Source organism: Flavobacterium panacis (assembly GCF_024649945.1).
GTDB lineage: Bacteria > Bacteroidota > Bacteroidia > Flavobacteriales > Flavobacteriaceae > Flavobacterium > Flavobacterium panacis.
The window spans coordinates 124,890-148,476 of the sequence record NZ_JANKMS010000010.1; the positions used below are offsets into that span (position 1 = coordinate 124,890).

The following is a 23,587-nucleotide window of genomic DNA, read 5'->3' on the forward strand; positions in this document are numbered from 1 at the left end:
TCTAAAGATGATTTAGAAACAGATAATTATAAAAATTATAAATTATGATAAAAAATTTCAAATGGCTTTTATTGGTTTCGTTGACCTTTATGGCTTGTAATAGTGATGATGATGCGACTGCTCCTGTGGAGTCGTCTGATGGTAAGCCTTTGACAGCTGGAAGTGCAGATTTTTCTAAATATGTAGCATTAGGAGATTCTTTTGCAGCGGGTTTTAGTGATAATGCTTTATTTATAAAAGGGCAGGAAGGGGCTTATCCTAATGTTTTAGCACAGCAATTTGCTTTAGTTGGAGGTGGGGAGTTTAAAACTCCTTTGGCAAATGATAATATTGGTGGATTGTTATTGGGTGGAAATGTTATAGTTGGGCCACGTTTGTATTTAAATGTTACTCCTGTTCCAGTTGAGGGTGCTCCAACGACAGAAGTTACAGCGCGTTTGTCTGGGCCGTTTAATAATTTAGGAGTTCCTGGAGCTAAGAGTTTTCATTTGCTTGCGCCTGGTTATGGTAATCCTGGGGGGGTGCTTACTGGTACAGCAAATCCTTATTTTGCTCGTTTTGCTTCAAGTAATACAACTACAGTTTTAGCAGATGCATTAAGTCAGAATCCTACTTTCTTCTCTTTGTGGATTGGAGGAAATGATGAATTAGGGTATGCTACTGCTGGTGGAGATCCAGCGGTGAACCCGTTAACGCCTCCTGCAACTTTTGATGCGGCTTATAAAGCCTTGGTTGCACAGCTTGTTGCTGGTGGAAGAAAAGGAGTTGTGGCCAATTTGCCAGTTATTACAACTCTTCCTCATTTTCATGTAATAGCATATAATCAACTTAGTCAAGCTAGTTTGACTGATAAAGGAGTTAGTTTGATTCCGGCTTTGAACGCGCAATTGTACGGGCCTTTACATAATGCTTTGGCGTTTTTAGGGCAAGGAAGTAGGATTAATCTTTTGGCAACAACGGGAAATAACCCATTATTAATTGTAGATGAAACGTTGCCTGATCTATCAGCAAATTTAAGGGCTGTTTTAATTGGTGGAGGATTGGATGTTCCTACTGCTACAGCAATGGGGCAGATTTTTGGGAGAGCTAGACAAGCGCTACCTACAGATTTAATTTGTTTAGGGGCTTCTAGTAGAATTGGTAAAGTGCCAACTGTGGCTGCGGACGGAATTGCTTCGCCTTCTCCATCTTTGTCACAATTGGGAGTTACTTTTCCTTTGCCAGATAGATATGTTTTACTTCCTTCTGAAGTAGCAGAAATTGGAGTTGCTACTGCTGCTTATAATGCAACTATAAAAGCAGCTGCTGAAGCAAATGGTTTAGCGATGGTGGATGCGGAATCAATCATGACTAGTCTAAATACGCCAAACGGAATTTCAATGAATAACTTTACTTTGAAAGCAACATTTGTTACAGGAGGTATGTTTTCTCTAGATGGAGTTCATCCTACTCCAAGAGGGTATGCTTTTATTGCAAATAAATTTATTGAAGCAATAAATGCGAAGTACGGTTCTAACTTAAAAGGAGTTGATATTGGAAATTATCAGGTTTTATTCCCAAAACAATTATAATTAAAGAACTTTTATAACTTTGAAAAAGCCGCTCATTTTTAAGATGAAGCGGTTTTTTTCTTTTATTAAAAAAATACCGTTTTTGTTATTTTTTGGACAAGTTTTATGAATCAAACAAAATCGTAGTATTTTTTATGAAAAAAAAATTGATTTTATATTTTAAAAAATTATCTTTGCGCTCTGAAAAAAGAGGTATTTTCGATAAACCTAAATAGCTATTTAATAAATACATAAGTAATGTCAAAAGTAATAGGAAAAGTTGCTCAAATCATTGGACCAGTAGTAGACGTAGTTTTCAACGGTAAAGATGTTGAACTTCCAAAAATTTATGATTCACTAGAAGTCACTAAAAAAGACGGAACTATCTTAGTTCTAGAAGTACAATCTCACATTGGTGAAAACACTGTTCGTACAATCTCTATGGACTCTACAGACGGTTTGTCTAGAGGATATGAGGTAGTTGGAACTGGAAATCCAATCCAAATGCCAATCGGTCCAGACGTATATGGACGTTTATTTAATGTTGTTGGAGATGCAATTGATGGTTTAGGTGATTTACCAAAAACTGGAGAAAATGGTTTGCCAATTCACAGACAAGCTCCAAAATTCGAAGATTTATCAACTTCATCTGAAGTTTTATTTACAGGTATCAAAGTAATCGATTTGATCGAGCCTTATGCAAAAGGAGGTAAAATTGGATTGTTCGGTGGTGCTGGTGTTGGTAAAACAGTATTGATTCAGGAATTGATCAACAATATTGCAAAAGGTCACGGTGGACTTTCTGTATTCGCTGGAGTAGGTGAAAGAACACGTGAAGGAAATGACTTACTTCGTGAGATGTTAGAGTCAGGAATTATTAAATACGGTGATGATTTCATGCACTCTATGGAAAATGGAGGATGGGATTTATCTAAAGTAGATATGCCAGGAATGAGAGAGTCTAAAGCTACTTTCGTTTTCGGACAAATGAATGAGCCACCTGGAGCTCGTGCACGTGTGGCACTTTCAGGATTGTCTATCGCTGAGTATTTCCGTGATGGAGCTGGATCTGATCAAGGTAAAGATGTATTATTCTTCGTTGATAATATCTTCCGTTTTACACAAGCAGGTTCTGAGGTATCAGCACTTTTAGGACGTATGCCATCTGCGGTAGGTTACCAACCAACATTGGCAACTGAGATGGGTGCAATGCAAGAGCGTATTACATCTACAAACAAAGGATCTATTACATCTGTACAAGCGGTTTACGTTCCTGCGGATGACTTAACTGACCCGGCGCCGGCTACAACTTTTGCGCACTTAGATGCAACAACTGTATTGTCTCGTAAAATTGCTGAGTTAGGTATCTATCCTGCGGTTGACCCGTTAGATTCTACTTCAAGAATTTTGACTCCACACATCTTAGGAGATGAGCACTACAATTGTGCACAAAGAGTAAAAGAAATTCTTCAAAAATACAAACAATTACAAGATATCATCGCTATCTTAGGTATGGAAGAGTTATCTGAAGAAGATAAACTTTCTGTATCAAGAGCTCGTCGTGTACAACGTTTCTTGTCTCAGCCATTCCACGTAGCAGAGCAATTTACAGGTATCCCAGGAGTATTAGTAGATATTAAAGATACTATCAAAGGTTTCAACATGATTATCGATGGTGAGTTAGATCACCTTCCAGAAGCAGCTTTCAACTTGAAAGGTTCTATTCAAGATGCAATTGAAGCTGGAGAAAAAATGTTAGCTGAAGCATAAATCTAGTTTTCAGTATTCTGTCGCAGTATGCAGTACTGAGACTGTAAACTGAGACTGTAAACTAAAAAAAAATGATTTTAGATATAGTATCACCAGAAGCGAAATTATTTTCAGGAGAAGTTACTTCGGTTACTTTACCAGGAGTTGATGGAAGCTTCCAGATTTTGAATAATCACGCTCCTATTGTTTCTATTTTAGAAAAAGGAACTATTAAAATTGCAGCGTCAAGCTTTAATTTTTCTAAAGAAGTAGCTGATAAATTCACGAGAGTTAATGACCAAAACTATACATTAGAGATTACGTCAGGTACAATCGAAATGAAAGACAATAAAGTAATTGTTTTAGTTGACTAAGACAATTTAGCAATAAGCAAAAAAGCCAGACAGTTTTGTCTGGCTTTTTTATTTTCTTACTTTTGTAGTATTAAAATCTCTTTGTAAAATATTGATACAATGATAAAAGAGAAGTAATCTTTTATCTTTTTCGCTTTATATGCTTTATAAAGCGCAATTTATTATGTCAAATTTTATAAAGAATACTTATGAAAAATATAACAAAAGTTGCTGTTCTTGGCGGCGGTGGAAAAACGGGTCATTATCTTGTAAACCAGTTATTGAAAAAAGGATTTAGTTTAAAAATTTTACTCAGAAATCCGGAGAACTTCGAAATTCAAAATCCAAAAATAGAAATCATTCAGGGTGATGCTCTCGATTTTAATTCTATAAAATTACTTTTAAAAGACTGTCAGGCAGTTTTGAGCACAATCGGACAAAGAAAAGGAGAGCCTTTGGTTGCAAGTTTGGCAACAAAGCATATTCTGGATGTGATGAAGGAATATCAAATTGAACGTTATGTTCTGCTTGCTGGACTTAATATTGATACTCCTTTTGATAAGAAAAGTCCAAAAACACTGATGGCTACCGACTGGATGAAAAATAATTTTCCAATCATTCAGGAAGATCGTCAAAAAGCATATGATCTTTTGGAACAAAGTGATGTTAATTGGACTCAGGTTCGTGTTCCTTTTATTGAATTTAGAGATGATGATTTCGAAATAAATGTCAATCTCGAAGATTGTTTAGGAGATAAAATTTCTGCTCTAGAAATTTCAAATTTTATGATAGAAGAAATGATTGTCTCAAAATACAGTAGACAATCGCCTTTTATTAGTGAAATTTAAAGGTTAAATTTATAACAGCGGATTTGAATCATCCGCTGTTTGTTTTGTTGATACTTCAATTGCGTAACTTTACTTTATGAAAATAGCTGAAAATCTAAAACAGAAAATAGAGAATTGTAAACAGAATAACTCGTTTCGCAAACTGCCCGTTTTTAATAATGTGGTAGATTTCTCTTCTAATGATTATATCGGTTTTTCAAAATCGGAAGTTATTTTTAAAAACGCACATGCTTGTTTGCTGGAAAACGATATGTTTCAGAACGGAGCTACAGGTTCTAGACTGATTTCTGGTAATCATTCTCTCTATTCAATTACAGAAGATTTTTTAGCGCAGTTTCACGATGCAGAATCGGCTTTAATTTTTAATTCGGGTTACAGTGCCAATCTGGGCTTTTTTAGCGCTGTACCGCAAGAAAATGATGTAGTTCTGTATGATGAGTTATGTCATGCTTCGATTAAGGACGGCATTGCGTTATCAATTGCTCAGTGTTATCATTTTATTCATAACGACTTTGAAGATCTGGAACAATTTATTCTTAGATTTCCTAATTCCAATATTTACATTGTAACGGAAAGTGTTTTTTCTATGGATGGAGATAGTCCAAATTTTGAAGAATTGGTTTCTCTTTCAGAAAAATACAATTGCTATTTAATTGTTGATGAAGCCCATGCTGTTGGCGTTTTTGGTGAAAAAGGAGAAGGTCTAATTCAGCACTTGCAATTACAAGATAAATTTTTTGCACGCATTATAACCTTTGGAAAAGCTTTAGGATGTCAGGGTGCGGCGGTTTTAGGATCAGTTGAACTCAGAGAATATCTAATAAATTTCGCAAGAAGTTTTATTTATACAACAGCTTTATCTCCTCATGTTGTTGCAACAATTTTGACAGCTTACCAGCATTTAGAAATTGAAAACAACGCTATTGAAAAACTCCGTGAGAACATTGTATTTTTTAATCAGCAGAAAAATTTGTTAGGTTTAAAGCCGATGTTTGTGCATAGTAAATCGGCTATCCACTCTGCCATAGTTCCTGGAACTGACAACTTGAAAAAACTAGCAGAACAACTTCACGATAAAGGATTTGATGTGCAGGCAATTCTCTCGCCAATAGTTCCAGAAGGTCAGGAACGTCTTCGTTTTTGTATTCATAGTTATAATTCGCAAGAAGAGATTAAGCAGGTTTTGGAATTAGTGCGAGATTTTATTTTTTAATTCTAAAAAATAAAAGTTTTTGTAACGTTTTGATATTTTTGATACTTACGCATCGTAATCAAATCAATCTATATTAATTATGAAAACTTTATTCAGGTCAGTTACTGTTTTATTTATATTCTTCTTTGCTTTTAATCTTAAAGGGCAATCGAAATCTCCAAAACTTGAAAATTCACTTTTATGGGAGGTTTCAGGAAAAGGCCTTAAGAAATCTTCGTATTTGTACGGAACAATTCACATGATTTGTTCTCAAGATTATTTTTTGTCTGAAAAAGCCAAAAAGGCATTCGATAACTCAGAGAAATTATTTTTAGAAATCAATTTTACGGATCCGAATGAAATGAGTCAGATGCAGAAATTGGCAATGGGAAAAGAGCCATTGAGTAAAAGATTAACTCCAGAACAATTAGCGAAATTGGATTCTATTTTGAAAAATACAGCAGGAATGACTGTTCAGCAAGTGGATAATTTTAGTCTTCTAACGGTTTTGAGTTTGATTTCTATTAAGAGTTTCGGTTGTATAGATTTAAAGTTTTATGAAATGGAATTTTCGGATTTAGCTAAAAAAAGAAACATAGGGATTTCTGGTCTTGAAACCGTCAAATCACAATTTGAAATTCTAGAAAATGCTTACTCAAACGATGAAATCTTAAAACTTTTGGAAGAATCAAATGCAACAGAAACAATAGAATTAGTTGATGCTTATAAAACCGAGAACATCGAAGCTATGTATGCTTTAAGTACAGATGTAAAAGTAACAAGTGAGAAAACCAAAAAGCAGATTCTTGACGATAGAAATGTAAACTGGGTAAAGATAATGCCTGATTTAATTAACCAAAATAGTGTTTTCTTTGCTATTGGAGCAGGACATTTAGGTGGTGAATATGGTGTTATTAATTTGTTGAGAAAAGAAGGTTATACTGTAAAACCTGTACTGAACTAGATCTGTTTTGAAAGAGAAAGAGCAAGAATTTTTGAATCGGATAGAATGCCATAAAGGGATTTTGTATAAAGTTTCGAAAATGTACATGGATACTTCTGACGATCAGCAGGATTTGTTTCAGGAAATTATCTGTCAGCTGTGGAAGTCGTATGATTCTTTTCGGAATGAAAGTCAGTTTTCGACCTGGATGTATAGAGTGGCCGTTAATACAGCAATTGTTTTTCTAAAGAAAGAAAAAAGAAAAATAGACAAATATGAAATTGCTTCGGAGAACATTAAGGAAGACGATGATGATTCACATATAAAGGAAAGTCAATTGGATCATTTTTATAAAGCGGTCCGTAAATTGGAGAAAATTGACAAAGCCATTATATTTTATCAACTAGAAGGTTTTTCGCATAAAGAAATCGGTCAGAATCTTGGAATTTCTGAAGGAAATGCGAGAGTGAAATTAAACAGAGCCAAAGAAAAATTAAAAGAAATTATTAAAAATCAAGGATATGGATTTTAACGATATACAAAATGCATGGAATAATGAAAAACCTGAAAACTTTATACTGCCAACGAATCTAGAGAAAATTCAATCCGCCAATACACCTTTAGATAAAATAAAAAGAAATCTTAGAAGAGAATTTAAATATCAGATTGTTTGCATTGCTTTTCTCGGATTTGTTCCCTTGATTTATGATTTTCCTGAGAAAATGAATATTCTATTTTATTTGTTGTTTAGCTTATATGTCGCTATCTGTGCTTATTATTTGATAAAATTCTATCGATTTTACACCAGATTGAACACTTTAACACTCAAAACAAAAGACAGTTTGTATGAAACGTATTTTGATATTAGACTTAACATGGAACTTTACAAAACTTTCGGTTTTGCTCTGACCCCTTTTCTGATTTTGTATTTAGTAGGTATTTTTTATTATGCTTTTTCGAAAATTCCAGGTTATTTTACAAATGAGTTTACAAATTTCCAATTGTTTGGATTGTTTTCAATTGTGCTTTTTAGCTTATTTTCTATGGGGTTTTATGTAGAATGGTGGGTACGTCATTTTTACGGCAAATCTGCAAAAGAAATCAAAAAAGTAATAGATGAATTAAAAGAAGAATAAAAAACAAAACCCATCAAATCTGATGGGTTTTGTTTTAGCTGATAGTAGAACTTAAAACTAGTTCATTATTATTTTTTTTGTTGATATATATCCGTTTTCAAGAGTTGTTTTTACTAATAGAACCTGATTTCCTGTCTTTAAATTTGGAATTTCAAGTTCATTAGTATTGATTTTCTTTTTAGTGAAAACTTCCTGTCCTAGTAAATTGTAAACGGTCACGTCGGTAATTGCTTCTTTTGAAGAGGAAATGCTAATAATTTTGTTTTTCACAGCAACCAATACTCCGTCTGCAATATTTTCAAAATCATCTGTTCCTAAAGTAGTATTCACGTAACGGATTACAAAACGGCTATTAAATGTTCCAGCTTCTGATGTGAATTTATAATTTTCAAGACGAAGGTTGGTCATTTTTCCTGTAGTTTTATCCTGCAGAAATACTTCCTGATTTTCGTTAAATATACCGTCTGCCTGATCTATCGAAATTATATAATCTCCTTTACTAGCAGCCATGTATCCAAAAGTAACCACATCGGTTTTTACAAAAGGCCATGCACGTCCCTGTATCACTAATTTTTTTGAACTATTGATACTGTAAAAATCAACCGAACCACTAGCTGCCATTGAAGTAGCATCAAAATTGGTGTCTATGTTGTTTGTTGCTCCTTGGGCATAACCTACCAGAATTTGTTTGAAATCGCCTGTTGTATTGGCAAATTTCAACCATAAACGATATTTTTCTACAGTTGATTCAGCTGTTTTGAAAAACTTTGTATTGTTTCCTGATCTACGTTGACCGTTGTTAAAGTTTATTGTTGCGGTAGGTGCTTTTATAATGAAACCTTGCGCCGCAGCAATATATCCGTCAAAAGGTGCTGGACCTGCAGTTCCTAAATCATTATAAGTTACAAAATCGTCTTTGTAACGATAGTATATGTCAGTACCATCATTAACCGGAAGGTTTGCATGTGCCCAGAAATACAATGCACCAACTCCATCATTTTCAGCAAGAAACTGAGCAGCACTTATCGCAGAAGGATAAGGGTTTCCGATCATGTTCCATTTTCCTGCTGCAACAGCTGTAGGGATATTTCCATTATTAGGAACTCCTGTAAATCTTCCAAAAAAATCAGATGCGGTTGTAAGGTCATGATCTTGAGGAGCCCTGATATTATAACCTATACCGGTCAACATATCCATTTCTCCATTATAATCTAACGCCCAGTTTCCTACAGCAGAATCAAAATAGAAATATTTGTCTGCTAAAGTATTTGGTGATAAATTTTTCATTTTAAAACCTGCTTTTGTCACCGGCATTGACCAATAGGTAAAGTCATATCGACGCACAGAAGTTTTTCTTTTGTATACAATTTCACCTGTATTGGTGACATTATTAGTCTGTACTAAACTAGAACCATTTTCAAAAACCAGTTTACCGTTAGAAGTTACCGCATTGGTAATGGTTAATGTTACCCCTTCAGGAATAACAACATTAGGGTCTCCTGTGCCAGTCGGTACATTAATAACTAATGAACAAGCTGTGGTGTTGGTTGTAAAAGGTTGTGTAGCAGCAGAATTTATGATTGCTCTTTTGGTTAATCCCGGAGATCCATTTGACCAGCCTGAAGAAGTCCATGTAGTAGAAGAATCATCAATAATAGCAATACTGGATGTTGTGGGTGAATTACAGCCGTCAATACTTACTCTAAAAAAATACGATCCAACTGTTAAATTCGGAACGTTAAATGTTGGTCCGGTACCATCATAAGTTGCAGACGCATGTCCTGTTTGTGTGATGCGCCAAGTTCCTGTTGAAGGAAGATTTGATAAATCGATACTTCCTGAACTTGGGCAGGTAACGTTATGTACGGCACTAATAGTAGGAGGCGCTAATAAAATTGTAGTGGTTGGTATATTATTGCTATAATCATCGCCTGAAATATCGGTAACTGTATTTAATGAAGGATCTGTTCCTGTTACCGTGGCCGAGTTTACAATTCTTCCAGCAGTAACATCGGCAGCAGTTACAGTGTAAGTTGCGTTTATTGTAGCGGTTGCACCTACTGCTAAACTGGAGATTGAATTGTTAGAAAATACAATTCCGGCCATAGGGTCTGAAACGCTGATATTAGTAATAGGAACTTCTCCTGTATTTTTTATATCAAAATTATAAGTAATAACATCTCCCGCTTTACCACATGATGATAAGGTAGCTTTTTTGATCATGCTTAACTCTGCAATCTTAAGAGATCTGGTATTGACAGCAATAAAAGCGCAATCTGAAGATCCAGAAAAAACGACTACAAAACGATCAACCTGAGCCGCATTGCCGCTGTTGATTCCAAATGAACTTGTCTCAAAACCTAACATTCTAATATCACGAGTATCTGCGGGAACAAAAGCAGGTGCTCCATTACTGGCTCTGAATAAGTCTAAACTATAAGTCCCGATAACAGAAACTGAACCAAAATTTACAGAGATTTCATTTCCTACGGTGTGACCTGAAGCATCTACAAATTTGAAGACATCTGCTCCGCCAGGCGCTGCCACCTGAGTTACTAATATGTCTGGAATATCATCATTGATTCCAGTTAAATTTAAGTTGTTTGTTCCAATTTTGAATTCTGCTGTACCAGGAGCGATATTGGCAATACCAGTTCCTAGACTTAATCCGTTTGCACCATCTGTAAGTCTCGAAGCAAGTTCTGCTCCTGATGCGCTGGTACCTGCCATAGCAGGAGTTAATATTGTTGCGGATGCAGATTCGTCAATCATTGAGCCTTGTAGGAAGAAGGTGTCCTGATTAAAAGCTAAGGTTTGAATTTTTAAGGCTCTATATCGTTGTGCGTCAAAAGTAACAGTGTTGGTAGTTAGTTTAGCATCGTCTACACCAGTTGAGAAAGTTTTGCCTCTCCATTCAAATGCTAGAAGATTATTTTCCCGATTTGGACGGTTGTTTAATCCTGTTGCACTGTTTGAAGTCCAATAACCAGTTCCACTTCTATTCCAGTCGGTGTGAATTCTGGTAATCGTATTGCTTTGGCTTGTAACTTTTAGGCATATCATAAAAAATAAAATACTGATTTTTTTTAATGATAAAGAACGGGAATTCGATGGCTTTTTTGTGCTCATGAAGTTTTTCGGTTAAGATTGGTTGATAATGGGGCTGTTTTTTCGGGTGCTTTTTCTAAATAGTTGTAATTTTTAATATGAAAAAATCCGACATTGATGAGATGCCGGATTTAAATGTTATATGATGTTAATTAAAAATGATCTTCTTCGTGACTACAGTGCCATTTTCCAAAATAACTTTAACCAATAAAACTTGGTTGCCAGCTTGTAAATTTGAAATCTGTAATTCTTGAGAATCAATTTTGTTTTTTGTGTAAAGGTTTTGTCCTGCGATATTGTAAATCTGTACTTCACTAATGTTTTCTGTAGAAGATTTTACGTTAACAATTTTAGATTTAACAGAAACAAAAACGCCATTTTCTACATTTTCAAAATCATCTGTTCCTAAAGAGGTATTCACGTAACGGATTACAAAACGGCTGTTGAATGTTCCAGCTTCTGATGTGAATTTATAATTTTCAAGACGCAGATTGGTCATTTTTCCGGTAGTTTTATCCTGTAGGAACACTTCCTGATCTTCATTAAATATACCATCTGCCTTATTGATCGAAATAGTATAATCTCCTTTACTAGCTGCCATGTAGCCAAAAGTAACCACATCGGTTTTTACAAAAGGCCATGCACGACCCTGTATTACTAATTTTTTAGAACTATTGATGCTGTAAAAATCAATTGAACCACTTGCTGCCATTGAGGTAGCATCAAAATTGGTGTCTATGCTGTTTGTTGCTCCTTGGGCATATCCTACTAGAATTTGTTTCACATCTCCTGCTGCATTTGAAAAATTTAGCCACATACGATGTTTTTCTACAGTTGTTTTGGCTGTTTTGAAAAACTTTGTATTGTTTCCTGGTCTACGCTGGCCGTTGTTAAAGTTTATAGTTGCGGTAGGTGCTTTTATAATGAAACCTTGCGCTGCAGCAATATATCCGTCAAAAGGTGCTGGACCTGCGGTTCCTAAACCATTATAAGTTACAAAATCGTCTTTGTAACGATAGTATTTGTCAGTACCATCATTAACCGGAAGGTTTGCATGTGCCCAGAAATACAACGCACCAACTCCATCATTTTCATCAAGGAATTGAGCTGCATCTATTGCAGAAGGATAAGGGTTTCCGATCAGGTTCCATTTTCCTGCTGCAACAACTGTAGGGATATTTCCATTATTAGGAACTCCTGTAAACTTACCAATAAAATCAGAGGCAGTTGTAAGGTCATGATCCTGAGGAGCCCTGATATTATAACCTATCCCGGTCAACATTTCCATTTCTCCATTATAATCTAACGCCCAGTTTCCTACAGCAGTATCAAAATAGAAATATTTGTCTGCTAAAGTATTTGGCGATAAGTGTTTCATTTTAAATCCTGCTTTTGTAACCGGCATTGACCAATAGGTAAAGTCATAACGGCGTACAGATGCTATTCTCTGAATTTCAAAAGCAGTTGAATTTCCAGTAAACATTGATTTGCTTGTGCTTGTTTGCATTAGCGATCCGCCATCAAGGATCAGTAATTTTCCTCCATCTGCTACATTAATATTTTCATCTACTGTCAGGGTAACATCTTTTGGAATTGTTAAAGTATAGTCGGCGTTAACAGTACAAGAGCATACCGTAAGATCTGAACTCAATGTTTGAGAGCTATTAACAACTAGATTGCTTCCAGATTCATCACCAAGTCCATCTGTATAGTTAACATTGGTTTTATTAAATTCAATACTAAGATTTGAATCACCACCATTCTCTTGTAATCGGATTTCTACTTTTGATTCACTATTTAAGGCATATAGTTTTCCATTTTCTATTGGTAATGAAGGGTAATCCCAATTATAGTTATAAAAGACTCGTTCTCCATCAATATAAATTTCAACGATGTCATCGTGATTTACGTGCTGTATTTGATAGCGTCCACACTCAAAACCTTTACGTTTGTAAACTACAGTAAAGTTATCGTTCGGTATCTGAACACCCTGCCAGATTGTAGCACTGGAAGGTGATTTGTCTTTTGGCCAATAATTGGTTGAGTCTGGATTAAGATTAGGATCTACATAATAACCAGCATATCTAACATTATCTAATGTGATGTCGTTATTTACATAACCATAAACGTTCCATACTTTGTCTCCATATTCAGACGGATCTCCTATTGGTATACCAAAGAAGAAAGAATTTCTTGCTGCGCCACCATTTTCGTAATATTCAAGTACGAAATCGTAACTGCCAACTTCTAAATCCTTTGTAAAAGAATCGTTTGCATAACCACGGTCGCCCCAACTTGAGAAAACTTCATTATCGCCTATAAAAAGTCTTACTCCATCATCACTCCCAAGATCAAAACGGTAAGTTCCGGCTTCTGTAATATCGACATGCATTTTGTAACGTATGAAGAAACGATCAGTAGGGGCTGCTTCACAAGGAATCTCTGTGGTAAGACCGCTAGGTCCACCATCGCCCATATCTCTATCGAAGTTTTTATTTTCGGTTACTCTTCCAATATAGGTCGCAATATTAGAATCTGGCAAACCTGATAAAGTTATATTTGGTGGAATTGTAGCATTATCGGTTAATTTATAAACGTATCCAATCCATTGGTTTGGTCCAAAATCAATTTGGTTTCCTGGAGCCTCACAGTTTACTGTTACTGTTACAGTCGCAGTTGAATAATTTAAACCATTGAAAATAGTATAGTCAAATGTTGATGTTCCGGTAAAACCAGGTGTCGGAGTAAATGTTATATTAGTTTTATCATCACTAACCGTAACAGATCCACCAACAGTTGGCTGAGTTGTTGTTATAGAAACCAATGGTATATAGTTCTCATCATTTGCTAAAATCGGAATATCAACAGCAGTATTCGTATTCGTTTTTGCAACGTCGGCAACTGCAGTGATTATGTTTGACGGTTCTACAATACCGCTGAGAGTTGGGCCAATATCACCACCATCACTATTTTTTAATATAAAATAGCCATTTGATAAATTTGATACAGCGTAAGGATAAATTCTAATATAAAAAGTTTCTCCCTTGTCTCCTAAAACCCTTGTTCCACTAGGAAACGGTATTGCAATATCCGTTTCTGTATCTTTAACAGCTATTGTTGGACCCAATAAAACTGTGCCATTGTCAGGAAAATTTTTATCTTTAGAATAACGTACCTGAAACATGTTGGCTCCTTCGCTTCCAGGAGATTTGTATCTGAATTTAAATTCTGTTAATGTTAGGTTGTATTTTTCTTTAGGAGTAACGCCTACTTCTATATATCTATTTAGGTTTTCAGCAGTTGATCCACCATTTTGCAAACCTAAAACAAAAAACTCGTTTAGATCATTACGATAAGATACTCCATTTCCTCCTACTGTTAGATCTTTTCCTGATATATTTGGATCTGTAACTACAGCTTTTGGAGTTTGAAGTATACCATTCCAAATAATTAATTTAGGACTAAGTTCATTAACATAAACAGTTACAGTTGCGGTAGAATTTTGTGCTCCACTTGTAAGTGTGTAAGTAAATGTGGTTGTACCTTTAAAGTTTGTTGCAGGTTTAAAGGTAAAAATAGTACCATTGGCAGAAACTGTACCTGCAGTACTTGGTGGCTGTGTGTATGTAATAGTTGCTCCAGTAGTATGTACATCGTTTACTAATGGATCAAATGCAATAGCTCTATTTTCTTGAGTAGAAACAAGATCGTCATTTGCATTTAAATCTTTTTCATCATAGCTTAAAACAGTTCCTGTAATTGTGGGAACAGTTTCTCCTTGTGACCTGCTAGCTGCATTGGCTAAAAATATCGGAGAGTTAGGATTTTGTCTAGATCTTAATTTGTAGCCATAAATGCGAATTGTTATTTTTTCATTAGGGTACAATGTTACATTTGATAAATCTAAAGATTTATTGGTCTTGCCCATATTTGCTGGCTCGTCTACTAGTAAAAAGCTTGTGGCAAAATTATCTTTTGAATATCTTACCTGATATCTCTCTATAAAATGATTTGTATCTTGGTTATAAGTAAAGTTGAATTTATCGAGTTTAAGTTTGTAACCTGTTTTTGCCGAAGTTGTAAATTCGAAATATTTAGATTCATCAATACTAAATTGTGTCGGCCATCCGTATCCGTTATATCCGTCACCTTGTGGTTGCAATGCTAATTGTGTACCAGAACCAACAGTGAAATTTTCTGCAGCTACTGCAGCAGGTGGAGCAGTAATAGTTGGTAAAGTATTGTCAGGACCGCTCCATTCAACTAGAGAAACTGCAGCAGATGTAATAACGTTTACATTTACAGTAGCTGTTGAGGTATTGGTTCCATCTCCAATCGTGTAAGTAAAAGATGTTGGTCCCGTAAAACCAGCTGTAGGAGTGAATTTTATTCTATTGTCGCTACCAACAATTGCTGTTCCATTGGCAGATTGAGAAGCAATGGTTACTGATGATATCGGATTTGTTCCTGCTAAATCATTGTTTAAAACATTTATAAAGGCAAAATTATTTTGATAGATTGTTACTGAATCATCATTAGCAGTAATACCTGGAATGTAAGGAGAAACTTTACCTATTATTGTTGGAACAGAATATTTTCCACCATCAGTTGTAAGAGAATTTACTAATCCCCAGGTAGCACCATCCCAGTATGTGTTTGCCCTGTCGTATCCATAAAAGCGAAAATACACTGTTTCACCTGGTAATAAAGTAAAAGCAGGAGGCAAAGTTATTGTTTCGTTCTTTATTTTTGATGAAATTTGATAGTCTTCAAGAATTGTCCATGTTGATTGAGAGCCTTTTAAATATCGAACCTGAAATTTTTTAGGTGAATCAGTAAGTTCGTTTACAGTTAAATAGGTGAATTTTATTGATGATAAATCAATTTTATATCCATCTTCTGCTTTGATCCCTATTTGAATATATTTATCTGGATTTATAGCATTACCAACAGGCCATTGGGTACTAGAATATCCTGAAGAATTCGTATTTGCAAGATTATTTCCAGAAATTGCCGGTGCAGATACCTGTGAAGCAGGGACTAGTACATTAGCACTGTAGCCACTGTTATTCCATTTAACTAATTCAATGTTTTGAGAAATCCCCAAAAAAGGCAATAAAAACAAAAATAAAAGTAGAGTTTTTTTCATATAGATGTTTTTCTATCAGTTTGTTATGCTGGCATAATTGTTTGTGCCCGCGCAAATATAAACACATCTACGAGCTGGAAATAAGGAAGGATTTAATAATGACTAGTTATTCGATGAGTTGTTAAAAAACTCGACGAACTACATAAAAAATATCGTCAATCGACGGTTATTCTTATAAAATGTTAAAAATTTTTATAAGAATAATCGTAAAATTTAACATTTTTAAGAATGCTTTTTTGTGATTTTGAACTAAAAAACGTCGAGTTTGATATAAATTCCTCAAAAAACGAATAAATTACAACCAAAAGTTGTTTGGGTTTCTGTAAGGAATTTATAGTTGTTTTTTGTCGATAAAAATGATTTTGAAAGAGTTAAAATCATTCCTTTTTAACTCCGAAAAGCAGTTTACATTTTCTCTAATTCCTGAACTTTTTCGTACACTAAATTGCTTTCGTAACCTCTACGAAGAATGTAGTAACAAAATTTTTTGCGTTTTTTCAAGATATTGGTTTCGGTCAAATTGTTCCAGCATTTTTCGGCTAGGTTTTCAAAAGTTTCAAAATATTCTTCTGGGGAAATTTCTTTTAAGGCCAAAGTGATATTCGTCGACGAAATATGTCTTGCCTTCAGTTCGTTTGTAATCCGAATCTTGCCCCATTGTTTGATGCGGTGTTTACCTCTGGCAAAGCTACACGCAAAGCGAGTTTCATTCAAAAAATTATCCTCAATAAGCTTTACGATGATAGTGTCAATCTCATCTGACGTCATTTTTAAGCTATATAATTTTGCAACCACTTCGTCGTGACAACGTTCCTGATAAGCACAAAAATGTTCTAATTTTTGTAAAGCTTCTTTGATGGTGAAAGTGTATTTCGTCGGGTTTTTCATGCTTTTTAACGTTTAATTGTAATATTGCTCAAATAGTTATAAATTATTTCTAAAATTTGTTAACATTTGTTAAAAAGAAATAAATTATAACCTTGCGTATTAGGCTAATTTAAATATTTTTGTACGAGAATTTAACATTTTAAGGATTCTGCTCAAAATCAGAATTTTAACATTTAAATTTTAGTTAAAAACCAAATGCCACCATTCTTCGTATGTAAGAAATATTGCCATTTTTGCTTTTTAGCAGCCCAAAAACAAATTTAAACAAATACCTACCGAATATGATGAGAAAACTACTTTACTCGTTTTTATTTTTTATTTTTTTACATGCCACTAGTTTTGGACAGGTTATTACACTCTGGTCAAATGATATCAATGGTAATAATCCTGGTAATACAGCAAACCCTTATATGGCAGGCCAAATTGTTGCGACAGGGATTACTGTTTCAGGAATTTCAAAAACAGGAGTATCAGGTGCAAATGGTGATAATAGATATAATACAACAGGATGGAGTAATAATTTTGACTCTGGTAGATATATTGAGTTTACATTAACTCCAGATCAGGGAAGCGCACTGAACCTTGTTAGTTTTGCTTATACTGGACAAGCTTCAAACACAGCAAATATTGCTATAAGATCAAGTTTAGATAATTTCGCTTCTAACATTGGAAGTGCTACACTTACTGGAACAACTATATCATTATCTGCTTCGACTTATCAAGGAGTTACTGGAAGTATAACTTTTAGAGTTTATGCTTGGGGAGGTAACGGAACTAGACAATACAGTATTAATGATTTTATTTTTAGAGGAACAGTAGGCTGTCCTCCAGCACCTAATACTACAGGTACAACCATTTGCGTTGGAGGTTCTGGAAATTTGACAGCAACTCCTCCGTCAACAACAGCAACAGGCGGCACCTATGTTTTTGCTGGGTCTTGGAATGGATCAACTGATCCTACAGCAAGAATTATTACAACATCAATTAAGAGCAGTAATAATCCGTCTTGTGGATTTGGTAATGCGGTTCGAAATTATACTGCTACAAACTTTACTGTAAATGTAAGTGGGTCATATACATTTAAAATGACTGATACAGATAGTTTTGATGGTATGGCTTATATATATAGTGGTGCATTTACGCCTGGAAATTGTGGGAGTGGAACATGGGTAAGTGGTGATGATGATGAAGATGGATCAGGAAAGGAACCAAAAATGACAGTAAATCTTACAGCAGGTGTTGTTTATACTTTGATTTCGACTACATTTTCTACCAATAGTGGTACTTATACAGGAGATTATGTTTGGAATGTTACACTTCCGGCTGGTGGCCAGATAAATTTGCCGACTATTAGTTGGTATACTGCTTCAACAGGAGGAACTTTTTTAGGGAGAGGAAGTTCATTTAATCCTGTTGGTGTTACAGGATCAGGCTTGAGTAATACAAATACACCTGGTACATATACATTCCACGCTACTTTAGGAGGACCAACATGTACTAGAACGCCAGTAAATTTTGTAATAAATGGTAATAATACACCGACTACTTCAGTAGGGACTTATTCATTTTGTGTTGATTCAAACAATAATCAGACAACACCAAATATAAGTTCTGGTCAATATGCTTTAGTTAATGTAATACAAGGGTATAAATATACGTTTCAGGTTGGAGATGTTTTTTCAGGAAATAATGAAAAAATAAATATTCTGGATGCGGCAACAGATTTAGATGTTTCACCAGCAGCAACTAATACAGGTGCTAACGGTGCGGTAATTACAAGTTGGCCTGCAACATTTTCAGGACAAGTAAAAGTGGTTGTATCCACAGGCAGCTGTTCAAATAATGGAATAGTAGGAACAGGAGGACTTAATCTTTCTTTAGTTTCAGTTGGAAATAGCTTAGATGATCAATTGTCAACAGGCACAACTGATAATACGTGGAGAGGACATATCTATAATTGGACCAGTGCAAGTTTACCTCCAGGTGGATCTTCATCTCCTGCAGTATCGACTACAACTCCATTTAGTACAACAGAATATGCTGGTTATTACGATGAAACAGGAGAATCTATCACTCAAGGTTTTGGTGGTGATGATGCTTGTTTTCGTGTTTATTCAAATGGAGTTGAGAGAGGTTCGATTCGTACAGAGCAATTTGCAATCCGTTATAGAATGAAATCAACAAAAACGGGCTGTTACATGGTTAGGGTAAGAGCAGATGATGGCGTTAGATTGTATGTTGATAATGTAAAGGTTGTTGACCAATGGCAAGAGCAATCACCAACAACTTATTCAAATGTATTTGTCAATCTTACAGGTTCAAGCCAATTAGTTTTGGATTATTATGAAAATGGTGGCGGTAATGTTATAGAATTTAGTATGACACCTTTTGATGCCAGCTCTAATACAATAACTGCACCAGCAACGACTACTGTTTGTAGCGGAACAGCGCCAGGGTTAATAGATGGATCTGCTTATCAATATAATGGTGGAGATGTAAATCCAACCGTAAGATTTCAATGGCAATCTTCGTCAAGTGCTTCTGGGCCATGGGCGAATGTTACTACTGGTACAGGAATAACCAGCGAAGATTATACACCGGCTGCAATTACTGGTAATACAACTCAAAATGTCACTTACTATAGAAGAACAGTATCTTCGGCTACAAGTAGTACATCTTGCTCTTATAATAGTAGTCCGATTTCTATTACTACAAATCCGGTTGCGACTTTAGTGAGATCTGGTGGTGCGGCAGCGCAGACAGTTTGTGGAGGATCTGCAATTACTAATATAGTGTACACCTTTGGAGGAGGTGCAACAGGAGCAACTGTTACAAACCTTCCAGCAGGTTTGACTTCAAATATAAATGCGGGAGCATTAACAATAAGTGGAACACCGACAGCAGGAGGGACTTTTACCGTTTCAACAACAGGACAATCATCTCCATGTGCTGTTGTTAGTGAGAATGGAACAATTACCATAAATCCGGCTCCTACTTTGTCATTAACAAGTGGAACAGCATCGCCTGCAGTCTGTCCAGGAACAGCAATAACAAATATAGTATATACTTTTGGTGGAGGAGCTACAGGTGTAAATGTTATAGGACTCCCAGCGGGCTTATCTTCGAATGTTAGTGGAAATACTGTTACAATAAGCGGTACTCCTACAGCAGGAGGAAACTATACTGTTGCTACAACAGGACAGGCAACACAATGTACTGCTGCCAGTTTGAGCGGTACAGTAACCGTAAATTCTATTCATACGATTAGTGCGGCACCAAACCGAAGTGTTTGTCAGAATGCTGCAATGAGTAATATAGTAATGAATCTAGGGGGCGGTGCTACAGGAGCAACTGTTACAGGTCTTCCAACAGGAGTTACATATTCTGTTGAATCAGGAGTTGTAACAATAAGTGGTACACCTACAGAAAGTGGTGTTTTCTATTATTCTGTAAACACAACGGGAAATTCTTGCGCAACAGCGTCTACAGGTGGTACTATAACAATCGGAATAGGAAATAATACAATTACATATTCGGAAGGTACATCAGGATCTATTTGTGTAAATGCTGAAGAAAATAATGAGACCCCCGCAGATTTTATAGCTCCAACAGGGACTTACTTTAATACAGTAACTTTTGCAAGTTATGGAACGGCATTTGGAAGCTGTCCTTCATTTTCATTAAACTCTAGCTGTCATGCTTCAGATAGTCAGAGTATAGTAGAAAATGATTTATTGGGTAATTCTGGAACGATTCAAATCCTACCTAGCAATTCTGTTTTTCATGATCCATGTGTTGGTACATTTAAATATTTACGAGTAATTGCATATTATTCACAAGCCATTTGTTCTGGAACAGCACCAGGAACGATATCTGGTAGTGATCCTACCGGAAATAATCCATTTTCATATGAGTGGCAAAGTAGTACATCTGCCGCAGGACCTTATAATACTATTTCAGGTAGTAATAGTAAAGACTATACTCCTGGAATTTTGACCCAATCTACATATTTCCGTAGAATAGTTACTTCTGGTGGCTGTACAAGTACTTCACCTATTCTTTTAATAAAAGTGAATCCTTTACCAACAATAGCAACGACAGCTACAACATCTGAAGTTTGTTATGGAGGAACAAGTGCTTCTTTATCATATACAGGAACAACTGGAGCACCAACGACTTATAGTATAACTTGGAATGCCTCACCTGCAAATACTTTTGCTCCAGTATTAGATGCTTCAATTACGGCAAGTTCTATTTCTATAGTAATTCCTTCTACAGCGACTGCAAATACATATACAGGAACAATAACTGTGAAAAATGCAAACGGATGTACTTCTACAGGAAAGAATTTTACTGTAACTGTTCTTCCTCAATTTACGACAGGAACTATTAGTTCAACAGGACAGACAATTTGTTCTGGTGGAAATCCTTCTCAAATAGGTAGTACAACAGACGCGAGTGGTGGTAATGGAGTGATAACTTACCAATGGCAAGCAAATGGAGTGAATATAGCAAGTTCAAATAGTAAAGTATATACACCTCCAACAGGATTAACAGCAACAACTACTTATACAAGATATGCAAGTGATGGCACTTGTAATACTAGTCCAGTTTTATCAAGTGGAAGCTGGACAGTAACGGTACGCCAAATAGAAACAGCCCCATCAATAGGAACAATTACAGATGTAAGCTGTCTAGGCGCAGGAAGTGTAGTTTTAGAAAATCTTCCTTCAGGAACTTGGTATATTGTTAGAACAGGTTTGACTACACCACAAGATAGTTTTTCTGGTACTGGAACATCAAGAACTGTAACAGGTCTGGCTGCAGATACTTATCATTTTACAATTAGAACAGATGATACTTGCGTATCAGCACAAAGTAGTGCGGTTGAGATTAAGGATGGATCATCTACTACATGGAACGGATCGATTTGGTCAAATGGACCTCCTACAAGTTCTAAAAGCGTAACTATATCTTCTACAAACGGAAGCCCTTTTGCAACAGATACCGAAGCTTGCTCACTGACGATAAATGTTCCAAATGGTCTGAATGATCCGTTTGTGACAGTTCCTGCTGGAGTGACTCTAACAATTACCAATGCAGTAACTTCTAATGGTAAATTAGTTTTTGAAAGTGGTGCAAGTTTAATTCAAAATACTACTGTTCAAAATTCGGGAGAAATTGTATATAGAAGAATAGCATCTGTACGCCGTTATGACTTTACCTATTGGTCAATGCCGGTTACAAAAGCAGGATTTAAAATGAAACATTTATCACCAAATACTTTAGCAGACAAATATTTCTATTTTGATTCTGCTATAGGAAACTGGGCGTTAGATTATAATGGAGAAATGGAGATGTTGACCGGTATAGGTTATAATATCAGGGCTCCTCAAGATCATGACCTTACAACCGCATCTGATTTTATTGGACAGTTTACAGGAATACCTAATAATGGAAATATCCCTACAGTTGTTGCAGCAGGAAAATGGAACATGATCGGAAACCCATATCCTTCTGCCATAAGTGCTGCTCAGTTCCTTGCTGAAAATGATGGAGTTGGTGCGTTGTATTTCTGGGCACATGCAAATCTTCCAGTTAATGATGGCACTGACATATACTATCGTTACAAAGACGATTTTGTAACTTTTAATGATTTAGGAACCGCAGGTCCCGCACCTTTTGACGGATATATTGCTGCGGCTCAAGGTTTCATTATAAAAGCGCCTACCGCAACGATAAACTTTAACAATGGTCAACGTAGATCAGGAAACAATACAAAGTTTTTCAAAACAGCTGAATCAACTGTAGAAAAATATCGTTTATGGTTGAAATTTGCCAATACAACAGGCGATTTCAAACAAATTCTGGTAGGTTATGCCCAAGGAGCAACAAACAGCCTAGACGCCAATTTTGATGCTACCTCAATGGCTGCGAGTGGTTCAGTTGATTTTTACAGTATCAATAGTTCTAAAAAATTAGTGATACAGGGTCGTGCATGGCCTTTTGTAAAGACCGATGTGGTTACTTTTGGATACATGGCGGCTAGTAAAGGAGATTATATAATTTCGATAGATAAGGCAGATGGTATATTCAATAATGATCAGGAAGTATTCCTGCAGGATAAAACGACAGGAAAAATGACCAATCTGCGTCTTGAAAATTATAAATTTACATCAGAAGCAGGAACATTCAACAGCCGTTTTGTAATTCGATACGTAAATACTACTTTAGGAACAGATGATTTCGAAAGTTTAGAAAACAGTGTTTTGGTTGCTGTAAAAGATAGAATAATAAAAATTACATCTTCACAAGAATCAATAAAAGAAGTAAATATCTTTAACATTGGCGCACAATTGTTATATAATAAGAATAATGTGAACTCATCAGAATTGCAGATTTCTAATTTGCATTCAAGCGATCAAGCATTGCTAGTGAAAATAACTTTGGAAAATGGACATTCATTTACTAAGAAAATTATTTTTAGTAATTTATAAAGAAGTCATTTTCCCTAAAATTTAAAAGTCCATTCTCTAAAAGAATGGACTTTTTTTATTTCTATAATATCCCTAAATCTTGGTATTGTGGTTTTTATTAATACTTTATAATTTTAGTTTAATTCTTACAAAAAATAACTCTAATTATATTGTTTTGATAAAAAATACATATTA

At 35.4% G+C, this 23,587-nt stretch carries 12 protein-coding genes; 9 read left to right on the plus strand and 3 right to left on the minus strand.

Annotated elements, in window-relative coordinates; translation table 11 throughout:
• Nucleotides 1–44: 44 nt before the first annotated feature.
• The 8 genes from NQQ59_RS20095 (at nt 45) to NQQ59_RS20130 (ending at nt 7,771) form a co-directional block, all read left to right on the plus strand.
• Nucleotides 45–1,571 (plus strand): SGNH/GDSL hydrolase family protein, encoded by a 1,527-nt coding sequence (locus NQQ59_RS20095; protein ID WP_144216785.1) that lies wholly within the window; start codon nt 45–47, stop codon nt 1,569–1,571.
• A 237-nt stretch (nt 1,572–1,808) separates the two neighbouring features.
• Nucleotides 1,809–3,320, plus strand: a complete 1,512-nt coding sequence (gene atpD, locus NQQ59_RS20100) for a F0F1 ATP synthase subunit beta (protein WP_109191011.1) — start codon at nt 1,809–1,811, stop codon at nt 3,318–3,320.
• A gap of 71 nt (nt 3,321–3,391) precedes the next feature.
• Nucleotides 3,392–3,673 (plus strand): F0F1 ATP synthase subunit epsilon, encoded by a 282-nt coding sequence (locus NQQ59_RS20105; RefSeq protein WP_144216787.1) that lies wholly within the window; start codon nt 3,392–3,394, stop codon nt 3,671–3,673.
• A gap of 188 nt (nt 3,674–3,861) precedes the next feature.
• Nucleotides 3,862–4,500, plus strand: coding sequence for an NAD(P)H-binding protein (locus NQQ59_RS20110; RefSeq protein ID WP_144216789.1), 639 nt, complete (start codon nt 3,862–3,864; stop codon nt 4,498–4,500).
• 76 nt (nt 4,501–4,576) lie between these two features.
• Nucleotides 4,577–5,713 (plus strand): aminotransferase class I/II-fold pyridoxal phosphate-dependent enzyme, encoded by a 1,137-nt coding sequence (locus NQQ59_RS20115; protein WP_144216791.1) that lies wholly within the window; start codon nt 4,577–4,579, stop codon nt 5,711–5,713.
• Between the two features lie 79 nt (nt 5,714–5,792).
• The gene (locus NQQ59_RS20120) at nt 5,793–6,656 is read left to right on the plus strand and encodes a TraB/GumN family protein (RefSeq protein WP_144216793.1); all 864 of its coding nucleotides are present in this window, start codon (nt 5,793–5,795) and stop codon (nt 6,654–6,656) included.
• A 79-nt stretch (nt 6,657–6,735) separates the two neighbouring features.
• Nucleotides 6,736–7,167, plus strand: coding sequence for an RNA polymerase sigma factor (locus tag NQQ59_RS20125; RefSeq protein WP_372497278.1), 432 nt, complete (start codon nt 6,736–6,738; stop codon nt 7,165–7,167).
• Nucleotides 7,157–7,771, plus strand: a complete 615-nt coding sequence (locus NQQ59_RS20130; protein ID WP_144216797.1) for a hypothetical protein — start codon at nt 7,157–7,159, stop codon at nt 7,769–7,771. The genes NQQ59_RS20125 and NQQ59_RS20130 overlap by 11 nt, the downstream gene beginning before the upstream one ends.
• Before the next feature lie 57 nt (nt 7,772–7,828).
• Here NQQ59_RS20130 and NQQ59_RS20135 read toward each other — a convergent pair whose 3' ends face one another.
• The 3 genes from NQQ59_RS20135 to NQQ59_RS20145 all read right to left on the minus strand — a co-directional run bounded on the left by NQQ59_RS20135 (nt 7,829) and on the right by NQQ59_RS20145 (nt 16,916).
• Complete coding sequence (locus tag NQQ59_RS20135; RefSeq protein ID WP_144216799.1) at nt 7,829–10,900, minus strand: DUF7507 domain-containing protein; 3,072 nt, start codon at nt 10,898–10,900, stop codon at nt 7,829–7,831.
• 127 nt (nt 10,901–11,027) lie between these two features.
• The gene (locus NQQ59_RS20140) at nt 11,028–16,028 is read right to left on the minus strand and encodes an Ig-like domain-containing protein (RefSeq protein WP_144216801.1); all 5,001 of its coding nucleotides are present in this window, start codon (nt 16,026–16,028) and stop codon (nt 11,028–11,030) included.
• A 405-nt stretch (nt 16,029–16,433) separates the two neighbouring features.
• Nucleotides 16,434–16,916: a regulatory protein RecX gene (locus NQQ59_RS20145; protein ID WP_144216803.1), complete on the minus strand. Its 483-nt coding sequence runs from the start codon at nt 16,914–16,916 to the stop codon at nt 16,434–16,436.
• Nucleotides 16,917–17,197: 281 nt separating this feature from the next.
• On the opposite strand from NQQ59_RS20145, the gene NQQ59_RS20150 reads away from it, so the two are divergent.
• On the plus strand, nt 17,198–23,413 hold the full coding sequence (locus tag NQQ59_RS20150; RefSeq protein WP_144216805.1) for a T9SS sorting signal type C domain-containing protein: 6,216 nt from the start codon (nt 17,198–17,200) through the stop codon (nt 23,411–23,413).
• Nucleotides 23,414–23,587 lie beyond the last annotated feature (174 nt).

Coding starts and splice junctions, on each gene's coding strand:
- NQQ59_RS20095 (WP_144216785.1), top strand. CDS start 45: ATGATAAAAAATTTCAAATGGCTTTTATTGGTTTCGTTGACCTTTATG.
- atpD (WP_109191011.1), top strand. CDS start 1,809: ATGTCAAAAGTAATAGGAAAAGTTGCTCAAATCATTGGACCAGTAGTA.
- NQQ59_RS20105 (WP_144216787.1), top strand. CDS start 3,392: ATGATTTTAGATATAGTATCACCAGAAGCGAAATTATTTTCAGGAGAA.
- NQQ59_RS20110 (WP_144216789.1), top strand. CDS start 3,862: ATGAAAAATATAACAAAAGTTGCTGTTCTTGGCGGCGGTGGAAAAACG.
- NQQ59_RS20115 (WP_144216791.1), top strand. CDS start 4,577: ATGAAAATAGCTGAAAATCTAAAACAGAAAATAGAGAATTGTAAACAG.
- NQQ59_RS20120 (WP_144216793.1), top strand. CDS start 5,793: ATGAAAACTTTATTCAGGTCAGTTACTGTTTTATTTATATTCTTCTTT.
- NQQ59_RS20125 (WP_372497278.1), top strand. CDS start 6,736: ATGTACATGGATACTTCTGACGATCAGCAGGATTTGTTTCAGGAAATT.
- NQQ59_RS20130 (WP_144216797.1), top strand. CDS start 7,157: ATGGATTTTAACGATATACAAAATGCATGGAATAATGAAAAACCTGAA.
- NQQ59_RS20135 (WP_144216799.1), bottom strand. CDS start 10,900: ATGAGCACAAAAAAGCCATCGAATTCCCGTTCTTTATCATTAAAAAAA.
- NQQ59_RS20140 (WP_144216801.1), bottom strand. CDS start 16,028: ATGAAAAAAACTCTACTTTTATTTTTGTTTTTATTGCCTTTTTTGGGG.
- NQQ59_RS20145 (WP_144216803.1), bottom strand. CDS start 16,916: ATGAAAAACCCGACGAAATACACTTTCACCATCAAAGAAGCTTTACAA.
- NQQ59_RS20150 (WP_144216805.1), top strand. CDS start 17,198: ATGATGAGAAAACTACTTTACTCGTTTTTATTTTTTATTTTTTTACAT.